The sequence below is a fragment of the Cedecea neteri genome, from assembly GCF_000758305.1.
In the GTDB taxonomy this organism is placed as follows: Bacteria; Pseudomonadota; Gammaproteobacteria; order Enterobacterales; family Enterobacteriaceae; genus Cedecea; species Cedecea neteri_C.
The window spans coordinates 209,407-225,543 of record NZ_CP009458.1 but is presented as its reverse complement, the minus strand read 5'-3'; the positions used below and the strand labels follow the sequence as shown (position 1 = coordinate 225,543).

Annotated in this window: 14 protein-coding genes; 9 read left to right on the top strand and 5 right to left on the bottom strand. The window is 55.7% G+C overall.

Annotated features, from left to right (window positions below; genetic code table 11):
* The first annotated feature begins 36 nt into the window (after positions 1-36).
* Genes LH23_RS01090 through LH23_RS01080 form a run of 3 tightly spaced genes read left to right on the top strand, consistent with a single transcriptional unit; the run spans position 37 to position 3,012 of the window.
* Complete coding sequence (locus LH23_RS01090; protein ID WP_039287191.1) at positions 37-1,392, top strand: MFS transporter; 1,356 nt, start codon at positions 37-39, stop codon at positions 1,390-1,392.
* Complete coding sequence (locus LH23_RS01085) at positions 1,370-2,149, top strand: electron transfer flavoprotein subunit beta/FixA family protein (RefSeq protein WP_039287189.1); 780 nt, start codon at positions 1,370-1,372, stop codon at positions 2,147-2,149. Before LH23_RS01090 ends, LH23_RS01085 begins: the two co-directional genes overlap by 23 nt.
* Entirely contained in the window at positions 2,146-3,012 is an 867-nt protein-coding gene (locus LH23_RS01080) for an electron transfer flavoprotein subunit alpha/FixB family protein (RefSeq protein WP_039287186.1), read from the top strand. Before LH23_RS01085 ends, LH23_RS01080 begins: the two co-directional genes overlap by 4 nt.
* On the opposite strand, the gene LH23_RS01075 is transcribed toward LH23_RS01080, so the two are convergent.
* The 4 genes from LH23_RS01075 to queD form a co-directional block, all read right to left on the bottom strand.
* A complete protein-coding gene (locus LH23_RS01075) occupies positions 2,996-3,571 on the bottom strand; it encodes a glycerol-3-phosphate responsive antiterminator (RefSeq protein WP_039287183.1) in 576 nt (191 codons plus the stop codon). The genes LH23_RS01080 and LH23_RS01075 overlap by 17 nt on opposite strands.
* Before the next feature lie 12 nt (positions 3,572-3,583).
* On the bottom strand, positions 3,584-3,856 hold the full coding sequence (locus tag LH23_RS01070) for a 4Fe-4S dicluster domain-containing protein (RefSeq protein ID WP_039287180.1): 273 nt from the start codon (positions 3,854-3,856) through the stop codon (positions 3,584-3,586).
* A complete protein-coding gene (locus LH23_RS01065; RefSeq protein ID WP_039287176.1) occupies positions 3,853-5,139 on the bottom strand; it encodes an FAD-dependent oxidoreductase in 1,287 nt (428 codons plus the stop codon). The genes LH23_RS01070 and LH23_RS01065 overlap by 4 nt, the downstream gene beginning before the upstream one ends.
* 111 nt (positions 5,140-5,250) lie before the next feature.
* Positions 5,251-5,616: a 6-carboxytetrahydropterin synthase QueD gene (gene queD, locus LH23_RS01060; protein WP_162473299.1), complete on the bottom strand. Its 366-nt coding sequence runs from the start codon at positions 5,614-5,616 to the stop codon at positions 5,251-5,253.
* Positions 5,617-5,919: 303 nt separating this feature from the next.
* Here queD and cysJ point away from each other — a divergent pair, with 303 nt between their 5' ends.
* From cysJ to LH23_RS01035, 5 genes are all read left to right on the top strand, one after another.
* Positions 5,920-7,725 (top strand): NADPH-dependent assimilatory sulfite reductase flavoprotein subunit, encoded by a 1,806-nt coding sequence (gene cysJ / locus LH23_RS01055; protein WP_039287173.1) that lies wholly within the window; start codon positions 5,920-5,922, stop codon positions 7,723-7,725.
* Positions 7,725-9,437, top strand: a complete 1,713-nt coding sequence (gene cysI, locus LH23_RS01050) for an assimilatory sulfite reductase (NADPH) hemoprotein subunit (RefSeq protein WP_039287170.1) — start codon at positions 7,725-7,727, stop codon at positions 9,435-9,437. The genes cysJ and cysI overlap by 1 nt, the downstream gene beginning before the upstream one ends.
* Positions 9,438-9,571: 134 nt before the next feature.
* The gene (cysH, locus tag LH23_RS01045; protein ID WP_039287167.1) at positions 9,572-10,303 is read left to right on the top strand and encodes a phosphoadenosine phosphosulfate reductase; all 732 of its coding nucleotides are present in this window, start codon (positions 9,572-9,574) and stop codon (positions 10,301-10,303) included.
* A gap of 295 nt (positions 10,304-10,598) precedes the next feature.
* On the top strand, positions 10,599-11,990 hold the full coding sequence (locus LH23_RS01040; RefSeq protein ID WP_231560184.1) for an OprD family outer membrane porin: 1,392 nt from the start codon (positions 10,599-10,601) through the stop codon (positions 11,988-11,990).
* Between the two features lie 24 nt (positions 11,991-12,014).
* Complete coding sequence (locus LH23_RS01035; protein WP_039287164.1) at positions 12,015-13,859, top strand: glycoside hydrolase family 9 protein; 1,845 nt, start codon at positions 12,015-12,017, stop codon at positions 13,857-13,859.
* A gap of 39 nt (positions 13,860-13,898) precedes the next feature.
* On the opposite strand, the gene LH23_RS01030 is transcribed toward LH23_RS01035, so the two are convergent.
* Positions 13,899-14,939: an aminopeptidase gene (locus LH23_RS01030; RefSeq protein WP_039287161.1), complete on the bottom strand. Its 1,041-nt coding sequence runs from the start codon at positions 14,937-14,939 to the stop codon at positions 13,899-13,901.
* A 278-nt stretch (positions 14,940-15,217) separates the two neighbouring features.
* On the opposite strand from LH23_RS01030, the gene cysD reads away from it, so the two are divergent.
* Positions 15,218-16,126: a sulfate adenylyltransferase subunit CysD gene (gene cysD, locus LH23_RS01025; RefSeq protein ID WP_008458345.1), complete on the top strand. Its 909-nt coding sequence runs from the start codon at positions 15,218-15,220 to the stop codon at positions 16,124-16,126.
* The last annotated feature ends 11 nt before the right edge of the window (positions 16,127-16,137 follow it).

Here is a 16,137-nt window from a genome sequence, read left to right as displayed (position 1 = left end):
CGACCTCTTCATTTACGGATCGACAAAGGAATCAGTATGCACGCCGAACCGGTTCGTATGGATGACCTGCCGCTTAATCGCTTTCATTTACGCATTGCCGGGCTGACCTTTGGCGCTCACCTGACGGATGGCTACGTGCTCGGCGTAATTGGTTTTGCGCTGGTGATGATTACGCCGCAAATGGGCCTGACGCCACTTCAGGAAGGATTAGTGGGCGGCTCGGCGCTGTTTGGGCTGTTTCTTGGCAGCCTGGTGCTGGGCTGGATCTCCGATCATATTGGTCGTCAGAAAATTTTTAACTTCAGCTTCGTGCTCATCACACTGGCCTCTTTTTTACAGTTTTTCGTTAGCAACGTAGAGCAGCTGATTCTGCTGCGGGTGTTGATTGGTATCGGGCTGGGCGGTGACTACTCAGTGGGCCACACCATGCTGGCCGAATTTTCCCCGCGCAAACATCGTGGCGTGCTGCTCGGCGCGTTTAGCGTAGTCTGGACGCTGGGTTACGTGCTGGCAAGCCTCATTGGGCATCAGCTAGTGGAGAGCGGTCCGGATGCCTGGCGCTGGCTGCTGGCTTCCGCTGCCTTTCCCGCGCTATTAATCACTTTATTACGTTGGGGAACCCCGGAATCTCCCCGCTGGCTGCTTCGCCAGGGGCGAGTGTCCGAAGCGCATCAGATTGTGCGCCGTTGCTTCGGCGAACACGTCGTTATTAGCGATGAGATTGCGGTGCCGACCTCCCGTCATCTCCGCACGCTGTTTTCCGAACAATACTGGCGGCGTACCGCGTTTAATAGCCTGTTCTTTGTTTGCCTGGTGATCCCGTGGTTTGCGATTTATACCTGGCTGCCGTCCATTACCGGGCTGCTGGGTATGCAGGATGGCCTGACCGCCAGCCTGCTGCTGAATATGGTGCTGGTGGTGGGGGCGATTGCGGGCCTGGTGCTGACTCACCGCTGCTCAAGGCGTGGCTTCCTGATCGGCGGTTTTCTGGTGCTGTTCTTCAGCCTTACCGCGCTGGCGCTGGTGCCGGAACAACACGGTACAATTATTCTGCTGCTGTTCTTTGTTTTTACGCTGACCATTTCAGCGGTCAGCAACCTGGTCGGCGTGCTGCCGGCGGAGAGTTTCCCGACGGATATTCGCTCGCTGGGCGTAGGGTTTGCGACGTCGATGAGCCGCCTGGGCTCGGCAATCAGCACCGGCCTGTTGCCGGTGGCGCTGGTTTCCTTCGGGGTGCAAAACACCATGCTTTTACTCAGCGCGGTGCTTATGCTGGGCCTGCTGGTTTCCGTCTTCTGGGCGCCGGAAACGCGAAACATGAGCCTTGTGGCCGCGTCCGGGAATAAAGAGCAGCCACCGGGAGTGAACCATGAACATTCTGTTAGCCTTTAAGGCCGAGCCCGATCTCGCCATGCTGGCGGAAAAAGACTGGCTGGCCGCCGGGCAGGGTAGCCTGGACACGTCGATAACGCGCCCTTGCCTGGGGGAAGATGAGGCTGCTGCCGCGGAGATACTGCTGCATCAGGCTGAAGGCCTGAACCTTACCGCCTTAAGCATTGGCCTTGAACGCGCGGACAGTTTTCTTCGCCAGTTCAAAGCGCTGGGGTTCCTGCGAGCCGTGCGGCTGCAGCCGGATGATGAGCTAACTTTTTCCCCCGCATCAGTGGCTGCTTTGCTGGCCGCATGGCAGCAGCAACATTCTCAATCTCTGGTGGTCATGGGCTCACGCAGCGCCGAAGGTAACAGCGGGCAGACGGGTTTTTACCTCGCCGAACAGCTGGGCTGGCCATGCTTCAGCCAGGTCTATGATTTCACGCTCGATGCTGAACGGCAGCAGGTTTGCCTGAAACAGCGGCACGGCACAGGGAAACGCAGCCTTACCGTGCGGTTGCCAGCGGTGCTGATGATTGAAAGCGGGGGGGATTACTGCCTGAGAACGCCTGGGCTGCGGCAAAAGCTGGCGGTGAAAGCTTCGGACGTTGAGGTTTTGCCTGTGAAAGCCCAGGACTATGAGGGGGCCGTATCTCCTCTGGTCGGGCTGGATCACCCTCAGCGGCAGCGCGGTGGCTTAATTATTCAGGGCAGCGACGCGCGTGAAAAGGCCCGCAGCCTCTACCGCGACTGGTTACGTAAAAGGATGCAGTCATGAAAATTGCCCTGATTCTGCCTGAAGCGAGGCAAGCGTCGGTGCTCAATGAGATAGGGCATTTCATTGCCCGCAGTGAAATGGCAGCAGAACATGTCGAAGCCTGGCTGCTGCCGGAGAGTGAATACAGCGAGCCGCTGCTTGATGGTTTGTATGCCCACTTTGTGCGTGCTCCAGTAGACATGCTGCTATTTCCTTCTGGCTGGCAGGGCGCAGAGCTTGCCACCCGGCTGGCGCACCGGCTGCAAGGGGAGGCGTGGAGCGCGATTAACGACGCGGATTTTCCCCGGCAGGTAGTGCATAAAAACGCCTATGGCGGCGCGCTGGTGGCAGCGCTTCAACTGCAAAATAAGCCCTGGTGCCTGAGCGTAGCCGCCGCGCCGGGAGCCAAAACCTGGCAGCCGGAGATCGAGTACGTGCAGATACCCGTTGCAGCACAGAAACCTGGCTGGCTGGTTGAGTCTGCGGTAATTGCCGATGAAGCCGAATCCGGCCTGGCCGATGCCAGGCTTGTGCTGGTGGTGGGGCGGGGCGTTGGCAGCCCGCAAGGCATGGCGCAGGTGGAGGAGATCGCCTGCGGGCTGGGCATGGAAACCGGCGCCAGCCGCGAAGCGGTGATGCACGCCTGGTGCAGTATGGACAAGCTGCTGGGGATGTCCGGTACTCAGGTTGCCGCAGATGTTTGCATTGCGGCAGGCGTTTCCGGCGCACCGGCTTTTATCAGCGGCATTGCCCACAGTCAGTTCATTGTTGCCATCAACAACGATCCGCAGGCGGCGATTTTCCGCCATGCTGATGTGGGGATCGTCGATGATTTGCTGCCGGTGCTAGCCGAGCTGCAAACCTGCGTCAGGGAAGATATTTAGCCAACTGCCAGACGCCGGTATTGGTGGTGGAGATAGCCAATGCTCCGGCGCTGAGCGCGTTGTTGGCATCCTCCGCGTCGCACACCAGGCCACCGGCAATCACCGGAAGATCGATTTTTTCCGTGACCCATTTCATTACCTTCGGCATACAGCCCGGCAGGATTTCGATGCAGTCCGGGTTCGACTGGGCCACCTGTTTATCGATGTTGTGGTAAGAGATGGAATCGACGATAAACAGCCGGTGAATGGCAAAGAACCCCTGAGCCCTGGCCGCTTTCACCATCGGCGCTTTGGTGCTGATCACCCCGTCGGCCTGGGTCACCAGTTTCAGAAAGTTAATCACAATCTCTTTATTCGACGTCCCTTCCAGTAAATCGACGTGCACCAGCGCGTATTTATTCGCCTTCTTAATTTGCTGCACGATACCGGTAATGGTGCAGATATTGCCGAACAGCACGGAAATCACCTGGCAGTCGGATTCCAGCGCCAGCTGCAGGCTCTGGTTATCTTTTACCGCTGCAATCAGCGGGTGTTGCTTGAGTAGGGACATCAGGGACACAGCTTGGACTCCTTAACCAAAGCGTAATTGGATGCCGCAGCCTGCGGGCGGGTAGCGCCAGCGGCTGAGGGTTTGTTCGTCGCACAGCAGGCGGCAGGTGCCGCACTCCAGGCAGCCGGGGGTATCAATGTGCAGGCTGCCGTCTTCTTTCTGTCTGTATAACCCGGCGGGGCAGGCGCGTACTAGCAGAGCAAGCTGTTCAATATCGGGATTGTCTGCCGGGACAATATGCGGTTTCTCCGCAGGCTGCCAGGCGTTCCTGGCCAGTTTTTCATGCAGGTTCACAGGCTGCGTCCTCCGCGAAAAATGTCTTTAACCAGTCTGGAAATACCCGCTTTACGGGCATGTTTCCACAGCAGGCTGCTGAGGCGTGGCGGCGATGCGTTTCGGGGATCAAAGATATCACGCTGCAGCTCGGCCAGCAGGTGCGGATAGTCCTGAAAGAGCCCCGGCGTTTGTAAAAAATCAGGCATCTTGCGATAGCGTTCCAGTACCGCCCATAGCGAAGTGCGCTCCAGCTGGTGGCGGTACGCCTGATGAAGATCGACACTGGCATTATCCTGTAACGCTTGAATCAGCGTTTGCGCCGCCGCTTTTGCCGAAAGCGCCGCCAAATCCATGCCTCGCACGGTGAAACCGGTATTGATACAGAAACGGGCGCTGTCTCCCACCAGCAAATAGCCGGGGCCAGCCAGGCGCTCGGGAAGCCCGTTCAAGCCACATTCAGGGATTAGATGCGCGCCGTATTCCACCAGCTCGGCACGGCGCAGAAGCGGGCGGAGTGTCGGGTGATGCTTGAAGTTTTCCAGCAGGTCGGGAAGCGCTGCGGAGGAAGCCCGGATCGAAGAGAGCGGGCAGACAATGCCAACAGAAAGCGTATCGAGATTGGTATAGAGGAACCCGCCCGCAGGCAGTTCGCCGCAGATACCGCCGGTGAACAGCCAGGCGGCACCTGCGTCACCTTCAAGCGCGAAGCGGTTCTCAAGATCTTCTTTCGGCAGCGCCAGCACTTCTTTTACGCCAACGGCAACGCCGTGTTCGGGCAGCTTATTCAACAGCTTGTGCTGTTCCGCCAGCAGGGTATTGGCACCTTCGGCAATAACCACGGCTTTGGCGCTTAACACTTCGCCGTCAATCACCACGCCGCTCACCACGCCGCTCACCACGCCGTTTTCAATATGCAGGCTATCGACCTGAGTCGCCGTCAGGCACTGCGCGCCGGCTTGTTCAGCCTGCTGGAACAGCCACGGATCCAGCCGGGCACGCAGCACGCTGTATGACGTCGCCGAAGGATATTGAAAGCTCAGCGTGGTTGAAGTGTCTGCCGTCAGCGCGGAGAGCTTTTCATGGGTAATACAGCGTTCAAGCGGGGCGGAGCGAGAAAAATCAGGAAAGAGATATTCAAACGCTGAAGTGTAAAGCCTGCCGCCAGACAGGTTTTTACCTCCGGGCTGAGTTGCCCGCTCAACAAGCAGAACATTTAGCCCGGTGCGCGCGCACTCTACCGCGCAGCAGGAGCCTGCGATCCCTGCGCCAACGACGATAATATCGAAATCTGTAGTGGCCATCCCGTGCACCTTTTAGTTGCGACGGCGTAGCTTACCAAAGTGGGATGAAAATTAGCTTGATGGGGGGCGCAGAGAGGAAAAGTCCGGGTTGATTTCCGGACTTTTTTTAGCTTATTCGCCGCGGTAGACGCAGCCTGCGGTACAGGTTTCTTTGATCATCACCGCGCTCAGCAGCGGCACGACAGGTTTCATCTGATCCCAAATCCATTTTGCCAGCACTTCGCTGGTAGGGTTTTCAAGTCCTGGGATATCGTTCAGATAATAGTGATCGAGGCGATCGTAGGTAGGCTTAAACGCCGCTTTCAGCTCGGAGAAGTCCATGATCCAGCCGGTATACGGATCTACCTCGCCGGTAATTTCCAGGCGCACCATAAAGGAGTGGCCATGCAGGCGACCGCATTTGTGGCCTTCCGGTACGTGCGGCAGGCGGTGGGCGGCTTCGAAGGTAAAATCTTTAAACAGGGTGGTGGACATCATTCGACTCTCTGGAATTCAAAAAACCGCCGCATGATAGCGGAATGGACTATTTTTCGCATTAACTAAACGGCGCATTGTCCGGCGACACGGTGTAAGCAACGGTGAATACGCTGAAATGTCATATTCATCAGATAGTTAGTTAATCACTTTTAACACTATGATTTACCTGAAAAAACGATTAGTCGTTTTAGTTATTTATTATTTCCATCCCTTCTTTAATTGTTGATAACCTGCTGGTTAACCTTGACTCATTACAGTCTGTAAGCCCTTTTTTTGCCCTTTGCTACTGGAAGCTAAATACGTATGACTTCTCAGGTTCCACCGAGCGCTTTGCTGCCGCTAACGCCGGACCAGCTGGCACGCCTTCAGGCGGCGACCACTGATTTTTCAACCACTCAGCTGGCCTGGTTATCCGGTTATTTCTGGGGAATGATTAACCAGCAGCCTGGCGCTGTCGCGGCGGCTCAGGCCCCTGCGGCAGAAGTCCCGGTGATTACGCTGATTTCCGCTTCGCAGACCGGCAACGCGCGCCGCGTGAGTGAGCAGCTGCGGGACGACCTGCTGGCGGCGAAGCTGAACGTCAATCTGGTGAACGCGGGCGACTATAAATTCAAACAAATTGCCCAGGAAAAACTGCTGATTGTCGTCAGTTCCACGCAAGGGGAAGGGGAGCCGCCTGAAGAGGCCGTGGCTCTGCACAAATTCCTGTTCTCGAAAAAAGCACCGAAGCTGGATGGCACCGCGTTTGCCGTCTTTGGCCTCGGCGACAGCTCGTATGAATTCTTCTGCCAGTCCGGCAAAGACTTCGACAGCAAACTGGCTGAATTAGGCGGCGAGCGCCTGTTGGATCGCGTTGATACCGACGTGGAGTACCAGCCTGCGGCGCAGGAGTGGCGCGGTAAAATCGTCGAACTGCTGAAATCCCGTGTACCCGCCGAAACTCCGGCTCAGGCAGTTGCGACGGCTACGGGCGTGAGCAACGAAATCTTCACCAGCCCTTACAGCAAAGAATCACCGTTGACCGCCACGCTTGCGGTGAACCAGAAAATTACCGGCCGCGACTCTGATAAAGACGTGCGCCACATCGAAATTGATCTTGGCGACTCCGGCCTGCGCTATCAGCCGGGCGATGCGCTTGGCGTCTGGTATCAGAACGATCCGGCGCTGGTGAAAGAGCTGACGGATCTGCTGTGGCTGAAAGGTGATGAAAGCGTCACCGTGGACGGCAAAACGCTGCCGCTGAGCGAAGCGTTGCAGTGGCATTTCGAGCTGACGGTCAACACCGGCAATATCGTTGAAAACTACGCCCAACTGACCCGCAACACTGCGCTGCTGGAGCTGGTGGGCGATAAAGCAAAACTTCAGCATTACGCGCAGACCACGCCGATTGTGGACATGGCGCGCTACGCCCCGGCAGAGTTGACGGCTGAACAGCTGACTGGCCTGCTGCGTCCGCTCACGCCGCGCCTTTACTCCATCGCTTCTTCACAGGCCGAAGCTGAAACCGAAGTCCACATCACCGTGGGCGCGGTGCGCTATGACATCGAAGGCCGCGCCCGCAGCGGTGGCGCTTCAGGCTTCCTGGCCGACCGCCTTGAGGAAGATGGCGAAGTGCGCGTGTTCATTGAACATAACGATAACTTCCGATTACCGGCCAACCCTGAAACCCCGGTCATTATGATTGGCCCAGGCACCGGCATCGCCCCGTTCCGCGCCTTTATTCAGCAGCGCGACAACGACGGCGCTGGCGGCAAGAACTGGCTGTTCTTTGGCAACCCGCACTTTACCGAAGATTTCCTTTATCAGGTGGAATGGCAGCGCTACGTCAAAGACGGCCTGCTGACAAACATCGATTTAGCCTGGTCCCGCGACCAGCAGCATAAAATATACGTACAAGACAAACTGCGCGAGAAAGGCGCGGAACTGTGGCGCTGGATTCAGGAAGGTGCCCACATTTACGTCTGCGGCGACGCCAACCGTATGGCGAAGGACGTTGAGCAGGCGTTACTGGAAGTGGTTGCCGTCCACGGTGGCATGGACACCGAAGCGGCAGATGAATTTTTAAGTGAGCTGCGCGTTGAGCGCCGTTATCAGCGAGATGTCTACTAATGAGCGAAAAACACCCTGGCCCTCTGGTGGTCGAAGGCAAACTGGTCGACGCCGAACGTCTGAAGCGCGACAGCGATTTTCTGCGCGGCACTATTAAAGAAGATCTGCAGGATGGCCTGACCGGCGGTTTTAACGGCGACAACTTCCTGCTGATCCGCTTCCACGGCATGTATCAGCAGGATGACCGCGATATTCGCGCCGAACGCGCTGAGCAGAAGCTGGAGCCGCGCCACGCGATGATGCTCCGCTGCCGCCTGCCGGGAGGGATTATCACCACGCAGCAGTGGCAGGCCATTGATAAATTTGCCGAAGATAAGACTATCTACGGCAGCATCCGCCTGACCAACCGCCAGACGTTCCAGTTCCACGGTATTCTGAAGAAGAACGTCAAGCCCGCGCATGAAATGCTGCACGAGGTGGGTCTGGACGCGCTGGCAACCGCCAACGATGTAAACCGCAACGTGCTGTGTACCTCTAACCCGGTGGAGTCTGAGCTGCATCAGGAAGCCTACGAATGGGCGAAAAAGCTCTCCGAGCACCTGCTGCCGCGCACCCGTGCCTACGCCGAGATTTGGTGGGATAAAGAAAAAGTCGCCACCACGGACGAAGAGCCGATTCTGGGGCCGACCTATCTGCCGCGTAAGTTTAAAACTACGGTAGTGATCCCGCCGCAGAACGACGTGGATTTGCACGCCAATGATATGAACTTCATCGCGATTGCGGAAAACGGCAAGCTGGTTGGCTTCAACCTGCTGGTCGGCGGTGGTTTGTCCATCGAGCACGGGAATAAAAATACCTATGCCCGCACGGCGAGCGAATTCGGCTACATTCCGCTGGAGCATACTCTGGCGGTAGCGGAAGCGGTGGTAACAACTCAGCGCGACTGGGGCAACCGTACCGACCGTAAAAACGCTAAAACCAAATATACCCTTGAGCGCGTTGGCGTTGACGTGTTTAAGGCAGAAGTTGAGCGCCGCGCTGGCATCAAGTTTGAGCCAACCCGCGCTTACGAATTTACCGGCCGTGGCGATCGTATCGGCTGGGTGAAAGGTATCGACGACAAATGGCACCTGACGCTGTTTATCGAAAATGGCCGCATCCTGGATTACCCTGGGCGACCGCTGAAAACTGGCCTGCTGGAGATCGCTAAGATCCACAAAGGTGATTTCCGCCTGACGGCAAACCAGAACCTGATCGTCGCCGGCGTGCCGGAAAGCGAAAAGGCTAAAATTGAGAAGCTGGCGACCGAGTCTGGCTTGATGAATGCGGTCACGCCGCAGCGTGAGAACTCAATGGCCTGCGTGGCGTTCCCGACCTGCCCGCTGGCGATGGCAGAAGCCGAACGCTTCCTGCCGGAGTTTGTCACCAAAGTTGAGCAGGTGATGGACAAACACAAGGTGCCGGATGAGCACATTGTGATGCGTGTTACCGGCTGTCCGAACGGCTGTGGCCGTGCAATGCTGGCCGAAATTGGCCTCGTGGGGAAAGCGCCAGGGCGCTACAACCTGCACATTGGCGGCAACCGCATCGGGACGCGTATTCCGCGCATGTACCGCGAAAACATCACCGAGCCGGAGATCCTCAGCTCGATTGATGAGCTGGTGGGGCGCTGGGCGAAAGAGCGCGAGGCTGACGAAGGCTTTGGTGATTTCACCGTGCGCGCCGGGATTATTCGCCCGGTGCTCGACCCGGCCAGGGATTTGTGGGACTAGTTTTTCCCCTCACCCTAACCCTCTCCCTCAAAGGGGAGAGGGGATTAACATAACGATTGCCGAACTTCGCTTCCCCCTCTCCCTTTTAGGGAGAGGGCCGGGGTGAGGGTCATTTATCACTAAGTGAGGCACATATGTCCGTACTCGATCTTAACGCACTGAACGCCCTTCCTAAGGTCGAACGCGTCATGGCGCTCGCCGAAGTGAACGCTCAGCTGGAAAAACTCAGCGCGCAACAGCGCGTGACCTGGGCGCTGGAAAATCTGCCGGGGGAATTTGTGCTCTCGTCCAGCTTCGGCATTCAGGCCGCCGTTTGTCTGCATCTGGTCACCCAGCAGCGCCCCGATATCCCGGTGATCCTGACCGATACCGGCTACCTGTTCCCGGAAACCTACCAGTTTATCGACGAGCTTACCGATAAGCTGAAGCTGAACCTGCAGGTGTTCCGCGCGACCGAAAGCCCGGCCTGGCAGGAAGCGCGTTACGGTAAGCTGTGGGAGCAGGGCGTGGAGGGCATTGAACGCTACAACGACATCAACAAAGTTGAGCCGATGAACCGTGCCCTGAAAACGCTGCAGGCACAAACCTGGTTTGCCGGCCTGCGCCGTGAACAGTCCGGCAGCCGGGCTAATTTGCCGGTGCTGGCGGTACAGCGTGAAGTCTTTAAAATTCTGCCGATCATCGACTGGGATAACCGTACGGTTTACCAGTACCTGACCGAGCACGGACTGAAATACCATCCGCTCTGGGATCAGGGCTATTTGTCCGTCGGCGACACCCACACTACCCGTAAATGGGAACCGGGCATGGCAGAAGAAGAGACTCGCTTTTTTGGACTGAAACGCGAGTGCGGTTTGCACGAATAAATTTCTTTTATCACTTCTTTAAAAGCGCGGGAATTTCCCGCGATTTTCTTTTCAGCTATCCAGCCGCTATAAAATCTTTCATTAAATTTAGTCCTCAAAATGGGCTATTCATCACAAAGAATTAGGTACACGGATATTGACCATTTTTTCTTTGAGGGGATAATTTACATAAACCTGAAAACGTTTTCAGGTTTTGTTTCTCAACAAAAAATAATCATTGATCGGGCAGGTGAAAAAAGGCCGTAGGACGTACGGTTTTATTTTCAGGGAAGGGTTTAGCTAAAGGGAATGAATGATGTCCGTTTTACCTCTTCGTACAAAAATGAATGGCATAAAAAGTATCCTGCTTCTGTCAGGCCTGGTTTCAGTGATTCCGGTGCCATCTGCGATGGCGGCAGGATTTGTCGATGACAGCCTGCTCACCGGGGCGCTTTATTACTGGCAGCGGCATCGTGAACGCAAAGATATGAATCCCGGCAGCCCGCATTACGGGCAATACCAGACCAACCTGCATCACGGTACTGCCACTGCCCGCCTGGACTACAGCTCTGGCTTTTATGACGATATTGTCGGGGTTGATTTAGGGGCATTTGCCACTGTCGATTTATTTGAAGGCAGCGCTGCTCATCCCAACGAAATAAGCTTCAGCGGCGGTAAGTCCATGTGGCACGACCGGGGAACCGGAGAGGCAAATGCGGCGGATCTTTATCTGGCGGCGATCAAGTTTAAAAAGGAAAATTACTGGCTCAGGGCTGGTTATATTCAACCCGTTGGGCAGGGTTTATTGGGCACTCAATGGGGATTTTTGCCCGGAACTTATCAGGGAGCAGAAATTGGTGCCGCTTATGATTTCGGGGAGTACGGCACGTTCTCACTTTCTTATTTCTGGGCCAATAAATATAAAGCGCCGTGGTATCGCGAGATGTATGACTTTAAGGAAATCGACAAGAAAACAAAAATTCCTTATTTGCACTCGCTGGGCGGAAAGTTTGATTTTAAAAATGGCCTGATTTGGGAGCTGGCCTTTGGGCAATCCCATAACTACCTCGATAAATATTTTACCAAAGTAGGCTGGCGTTTCGGTGAGGCGGATAACGAGCTGAAAACCAGCTGGCAGTTTTACGGCTCCCATGACGCGACCGGGCGCCATGATGTCTACGACGAGTTTGCCTGGCAGCAGGGCGTGACGGCTGAATACCAGCGCGGGCGGTGGCAGTTCCGGTTAGAGGGGAGCCTGGTCCATGCGCCAGGCAAGCAGGGATATTACACCGTCAGCGCAACGCCCATTTACCCAAACTCGGCGGGGCGCATCGATATGTGGTGGGATGCCCGCTCTGACTACAACGCCGACGGTGAAAAGGCCGTGTTTTTCGGCACGATGGTTGATTTAGGTGACGTCATTTATCCGGGCATCAGCGCCGGGGCATCGCTGGCCTGGGGCTGGGATGGCAAACCGGCTCGGGGAGGAGACTGGTCGGCCAGGCAACGTCTGACGGAAAGCGCCTGGAACCTGGATCTCGTCTGGCAAGTCCAGCAGGGCTGGGCCAAAGATGTGATGTTTAAGCTGCATTACACCCGCTACAACAACCATTCCGACAATCCTGACTGGGGCGGAGGCTATGCCAACGTTTTCCAGGACGAAAAAGATATCAAATTCATGATGATTGCTCCTTTCTCAATTATTTAACGCGACCCACGCTAAGGAAAAATAATGTTGATTCGACAGGCAGGCCTCGGGCTGGCGCTTTCGTGCTGCGCGCTTTTCGTCCATGCGCAAACGCATGTTTTAATTAACCAGGTTGGCTACGACCTCAATGGACCTAAATCCGCCGTTATTCAATTGAGTGATGGCGCGACATTTAACGCCGGGGACAAATTTGAGCTGCTGGACAGCGAAAGCAACCAAGTGGTGTACAGCGGTGAACTCATCGGGCAGGGAAGCGTCCCGAGCTGGGAGAATCGGACTTTTTATCAGGCGGATTTTAGTCGCTGGCATAAAGCCGGGCGCTATGTGGTTAAGGTGGTCAGCAGCGACGGTGATGTGCGCTCGGGGCCATTTATCATCAATAAAGATTTACTTGAACGCTACACCCTCTCCGATGTGATTGCCTATTTCAAAAGCCAGCGCGTAACGGGGCTTTTTGATAAGGCGGATCGTAAGCTGCCGAAACCCTGGGGGGAGAAAGGTACAGTGGATGTCCACGGCGGCTGGTATGACGCAACCGGAGACTACGGTGTTCACCTTTCCCATCAGAATTTAACCTCCTGGTTTAATCCTCAACAAGCTCCTTTGGTGGCATGGAGCCTGCTGCAAAGCTACCAGCGCCTGGGCGCGCGTAACGACGTCAATTTCTCGGAGTATCGTCGCCGCATGCTCGATGAAGGTCTTTATGGCGCTGATTTTCTGGTACGCATGAAGCAGCCGGGGGAATCTTTCCTGCAGGCGATATCTTCACCGGGTAAAGACAAGCTGGCGCAGGATCGCGTGGTAGCGAACCCGAACTGGCGCACGCAAATTAAAGAAAAAGAGTCTGACTCGACTATTGTTGAAGAGGCGGCGGTTGGGAAACTGGCTTATCAGGCGAGCTTCCGGTCAGGTGCCGGGATGTCGATTGCCGCTCTGGCACTTGCCAGCACACAGGATGAGGACGGGCAGTTTACGCGCGCTCAATACCTGCAGACTGCAGAAGAGGCTTTTGCCTTCCTGGAGAAAAATAATCTGAAGATGGTGAACGACGGCAAAGAGAATATCGTCGATGACTATAACGTTCTGCTGGCCGCCACTGAATTGTACAAAGCGACCAAGAAATCACATTACCTTGAGGTGGCTTCCCTGCGGGCAAAAAGCCTGATGGCACGCCAGGTTTCAGAAGGACAATGGAAGCATTACTGGCGTGCAGATGACGCCAGCCGACCTTATTTCCATCCTTCAGATGCTGGCCTACCTGTTATCGCGCTGTTGGAGTATCACGCCGTTGCGCCTGACAATCAGCGCGAGGAGATTCTCTCGACGGTAAAACAGGCGCTCGATTTTGAACTGACAACCACCGCCGACGTGAATAATCCGTTTGGCTATGCGCGCCAGCTGATTCAACTGAAAGATGGAAGCAGACGCACCAGCTTCTTCTTCCCGCATGATACGGAAGCCGCACCGTGGTGGCAGGGAGAGAACGCTCGCATAGCGTCGCTTGCGGCGGCGGCTCGTCAGGCGATGCCGCTGTTTGCTGACGATGCTAATTTTACCCATCGGCTTAACGCCTATGCCTGGAACCAACTGGACTGGATCCTCGGCAGAAACCCGTTTGATGTCAGCATGCTGACCGGCAGCGGTTACCGCCACATTAGCTATCTGTTCTTCAATTCATGGCGCTATACGACCTTGCCTGGCGGGATTGTGAACGGCATTACCGCCGATCCACAGCAGAACGTGGACGGGATCGCGTTTGACCAGGGTTATGCGGTCACCGGGAAAGATGACGACTGGCGCTGGGCCGAGGGCTGGTTGCCTCATTCAGCGTGGTATCTGTACGCCGTGAGCCTGCCGGTACAACAGTAATAAACGGGATGGAGCGGCGCTTGAGCCGCTCCTGCTTGATCACTTCCCGGCCTTCGCCAACTCTTTCACCAGCGGGAGCAGAATACGCACCGTGTCATGGCTGCGTCGCTTAATTCTGCCCGGTAGTGCTTTATCCAGATACTCTAGGTTGTCGAGCGTGGCGTTATGCCAACTGGTGCCGTCTGGAAATGCCTTGTTTTTACTGCGCTGCTGATAGCCATCTTTCGCCCCAAGCGCCCAGTTAGTGGCTTCTACGGATAGCACCGGGATCCCGGCCTTGTCGAACGGTTCAGCGTCGCCACAGCAGCCGGTGCCTTTCGGGTATTTTGCATTTTGCCCGGGATTGCTGGTGGCCTGAATCCCGGCACGATGAGCCAGCGTCAGCGCGCGATCGCGGGTCAGTTTGCGCACGGCCGCAGGCGTTGATGCTCCGCTATTGAAATAGAGCTTATCGCCGACGATCAGGCTGTCCAGGTTGATCACCAGCAGCGTGTTGGCCTGCTCCTCTTTGCTCATGCGTTCCAGAATATTTTTTGCGCCCAGGGAACCAATTTCTTCGCCACTGGTGGCAATAAAGCGGATGCCGTAGCGCGTAGGGATATCTTTCAGGCGCTCGGCCAGCTCTAGCATCACGCCCAGGCCGGAAGCATTATCGTCCACGCCCTGCAGCGTGAGGCCGCCGAGATTATTATCTACGTCTTTATCATTGAGCGGCGTATAAGTGTCCAGATGCGCCATGATAATAATTTGCTGCGGTAGTTTACCTTCCCGGGCGGCAATCACGCTGCTGCTGGTGACGTTATGCCAGGTCTGATGGCCCGCTTTCGTGGTGTAGATATAGCGAGTATTAAACTGGCGAATATCGCTCTGGTATCCCCAAGTTTTAAACTGCTGCTGAATATAGTCTGCAGCCAGCATTTCGGCAGGGCTGCCGGTCATTCGGCCCGGGAAATAAGTCGCGATATGGCGGGTTTGCTGGTCGGCAATGTCGCCTTGCTGCGTGACCTTCGCCGCTGCGGGAAAGCTAAAGCACGCGCCCAGCGCCAGGCAAATCACCGAGCGGCGCAATGCGGAAAACATAGTACGTCCTTATTCATCTTTATTAGTCGGAAGCTTTAAGCGCCGTTAGTATGAAACTGTGAGCCAGGTTAAACAATTTCATTTGCTCTTAAACCCGCGAAAAAACGGCTGGTTAAGCACATTTTGTTGTTAGCTTTACCGTGGCGTTATTCTTTTCGGGAACTAGTCATTCCAATTCGTAATTTCATAACAAATAAGCCCAAGACTTATAGTCCCCTTAGATTAAATCTCAAGCGGCTGCGATGAACGGCCGCGGCGCATCTGCTTAAGGGAAGGTTATGGACCAAAAACGACTCACTCACTTGCGGCAACTGGAGGCTGAAAGCATCCATATTATCCGCGAGGTTGCTGCCGAATTTTCTAATCCGGTGATGATGTATTCCATTGGGAAAGACTCTTCGGTCATGCTGCATTTGGCCCGTAAAGCTTTCTACCCAGGTACGCTGCCGTTCCCGTTGCTGCACGTCGATACCGGCTGGAAATTCCGCGAAATGTACGAGTTCCGTGACCGCACGGCAAAAGCCTACGGCTGCGATCTTATCGTGCACCGCAACCCTGAAGGCGTGGCGATGGGTATTAACCCGTTCGTTCACGGCAGCGCAAAGCATACCGACATCATGAAAACCGAAGGGCTTAAGCAGGCGCTGAATAAATACGGTTTTGATGCCGCCTTTGGCGGCGCGCGCCGCGACGAAGAGAAATCCCGTGCCAAAGAGCGTATTTACTCTTTCCGCGATCGCTTCCACCGCTGGGACCCTAAAAACCAGCGGCCTGAGCTGTGGCATAACTACAACGGTCAGATAAACAAAGGCGAAAGCATTCGCGTGTTCCCGCTCTCTAACTGGACCGAGCTGGATATCTGGCAGTACATCTACCTGGAAAATATCGACATCGTTCCGCTGTATCTGGCGGCACCGCGTCCAGTGCTGGAACGCGACGGTATGCTGATGATGATTGACGACGATCGTATCGATCTGCAGCCGGGTGAAGTGATTGAACAACGTATGGTGCGCTTCCGTACCCTGGGCTGCTGGCCGCTGACCGGCGCGGTGGAGTCAACCGCGCAGACGCTGCCGGAGATCATCGAAGAGATGCTGGTCTCCACCACCAGTGAACGCCAGGGCCGCATGATTGACCGCGACCAGGCCGGCTCGATGGAGCTGAAAAAACGCCAGGGTTATTTCTAAGGAGCCGCCAG

Excerpts from the sequence above, each read along its gene's own strand:
- cysI (WP_039287170.1), top strand. The coding sequence starts at position 7,725 with ATGAGCGAAAAACACCCTGGCCCTCTGGTGGTCGAAGGCAAACTGGTC.
- LH23_RS01035 (WP_039287164.1), top strand. The coding sequence starts at position 12,015 with ATGTTGATTCGACAGGCAGGCCTCGGGCTGGCGCTTTCGTGCTGCGCG.
- LH23_RS01030 (WP_039287161.1), bottom strand. The coding sequence starts at position 14,939 with ATGTTTTCCGCATTGCGCCGCTCGGTGATTTGCCTGGCGCTGGGCGCG.
- queD (WP_162473299.1), bottom strand. The coding sequence starts at position 5,616 with ATGATGTCCACCACCCTGTTTAAAGATTTTACCTTCGAAGCCGCCCAC.
- cysD (WP_008458345.1), top strand. The coding sequence starts at position 15,218 with ATGGACCAAAAACGACTCACTCACTTGCGGCAACTGGAGGCTGAAAGC.
- cysH (WP_039287167.1), top strand. The coding sequence starts at position 9,572 with ATGTCCGTACTCGATCTTAACGCACTGAACGCCCTTCCTAAGGTCGAA.
- LH23_RS01080 (WP_039287186.1), top strand. The coding sequence starts at position 2,146 with ATGAAAATTGCCCTGATTCTGCCTGAAGCGAGGCAAGCGTCGGTGCTC.
- LH23_RS01085 (WP_039287189.1), top strand. The coding sequence starts at position 1,370 with ATGAACATTCTGTTAGCCTTTAAGGCCGAGCCCGATCTCGCCATGCTG.
- LH23_RS01065 (WP_039287176.1), bottom strand. The coding sequence starts at position 5,139 with ATGGCCACTACAGATTTCGATATTATCGTCGTTGGCGCAGGGATCGCA.
- LH23_RS01090 (WP_039287191.1), top strand. The coding sequence starts at position 37 with ATGCACGCCGAACCGGTTCGTATGGATGACCTGCCGCTTAATCGCTTT.
- cysJ (WP_039287173.1), top strand. The coding sequence starts at position 5,920 with ATGACTTCTCAGGTTCCACCGAGCGCTTTGCTGCCGCTAACGCCGGAC.
- LH23_RS01040 (WP_231560184.1), top strand. The coding sequence starts at position 10,599 with ATGTCCGTTTTACCTCTTCGTACAAAAATGAATGGCATAAAAAGTATC.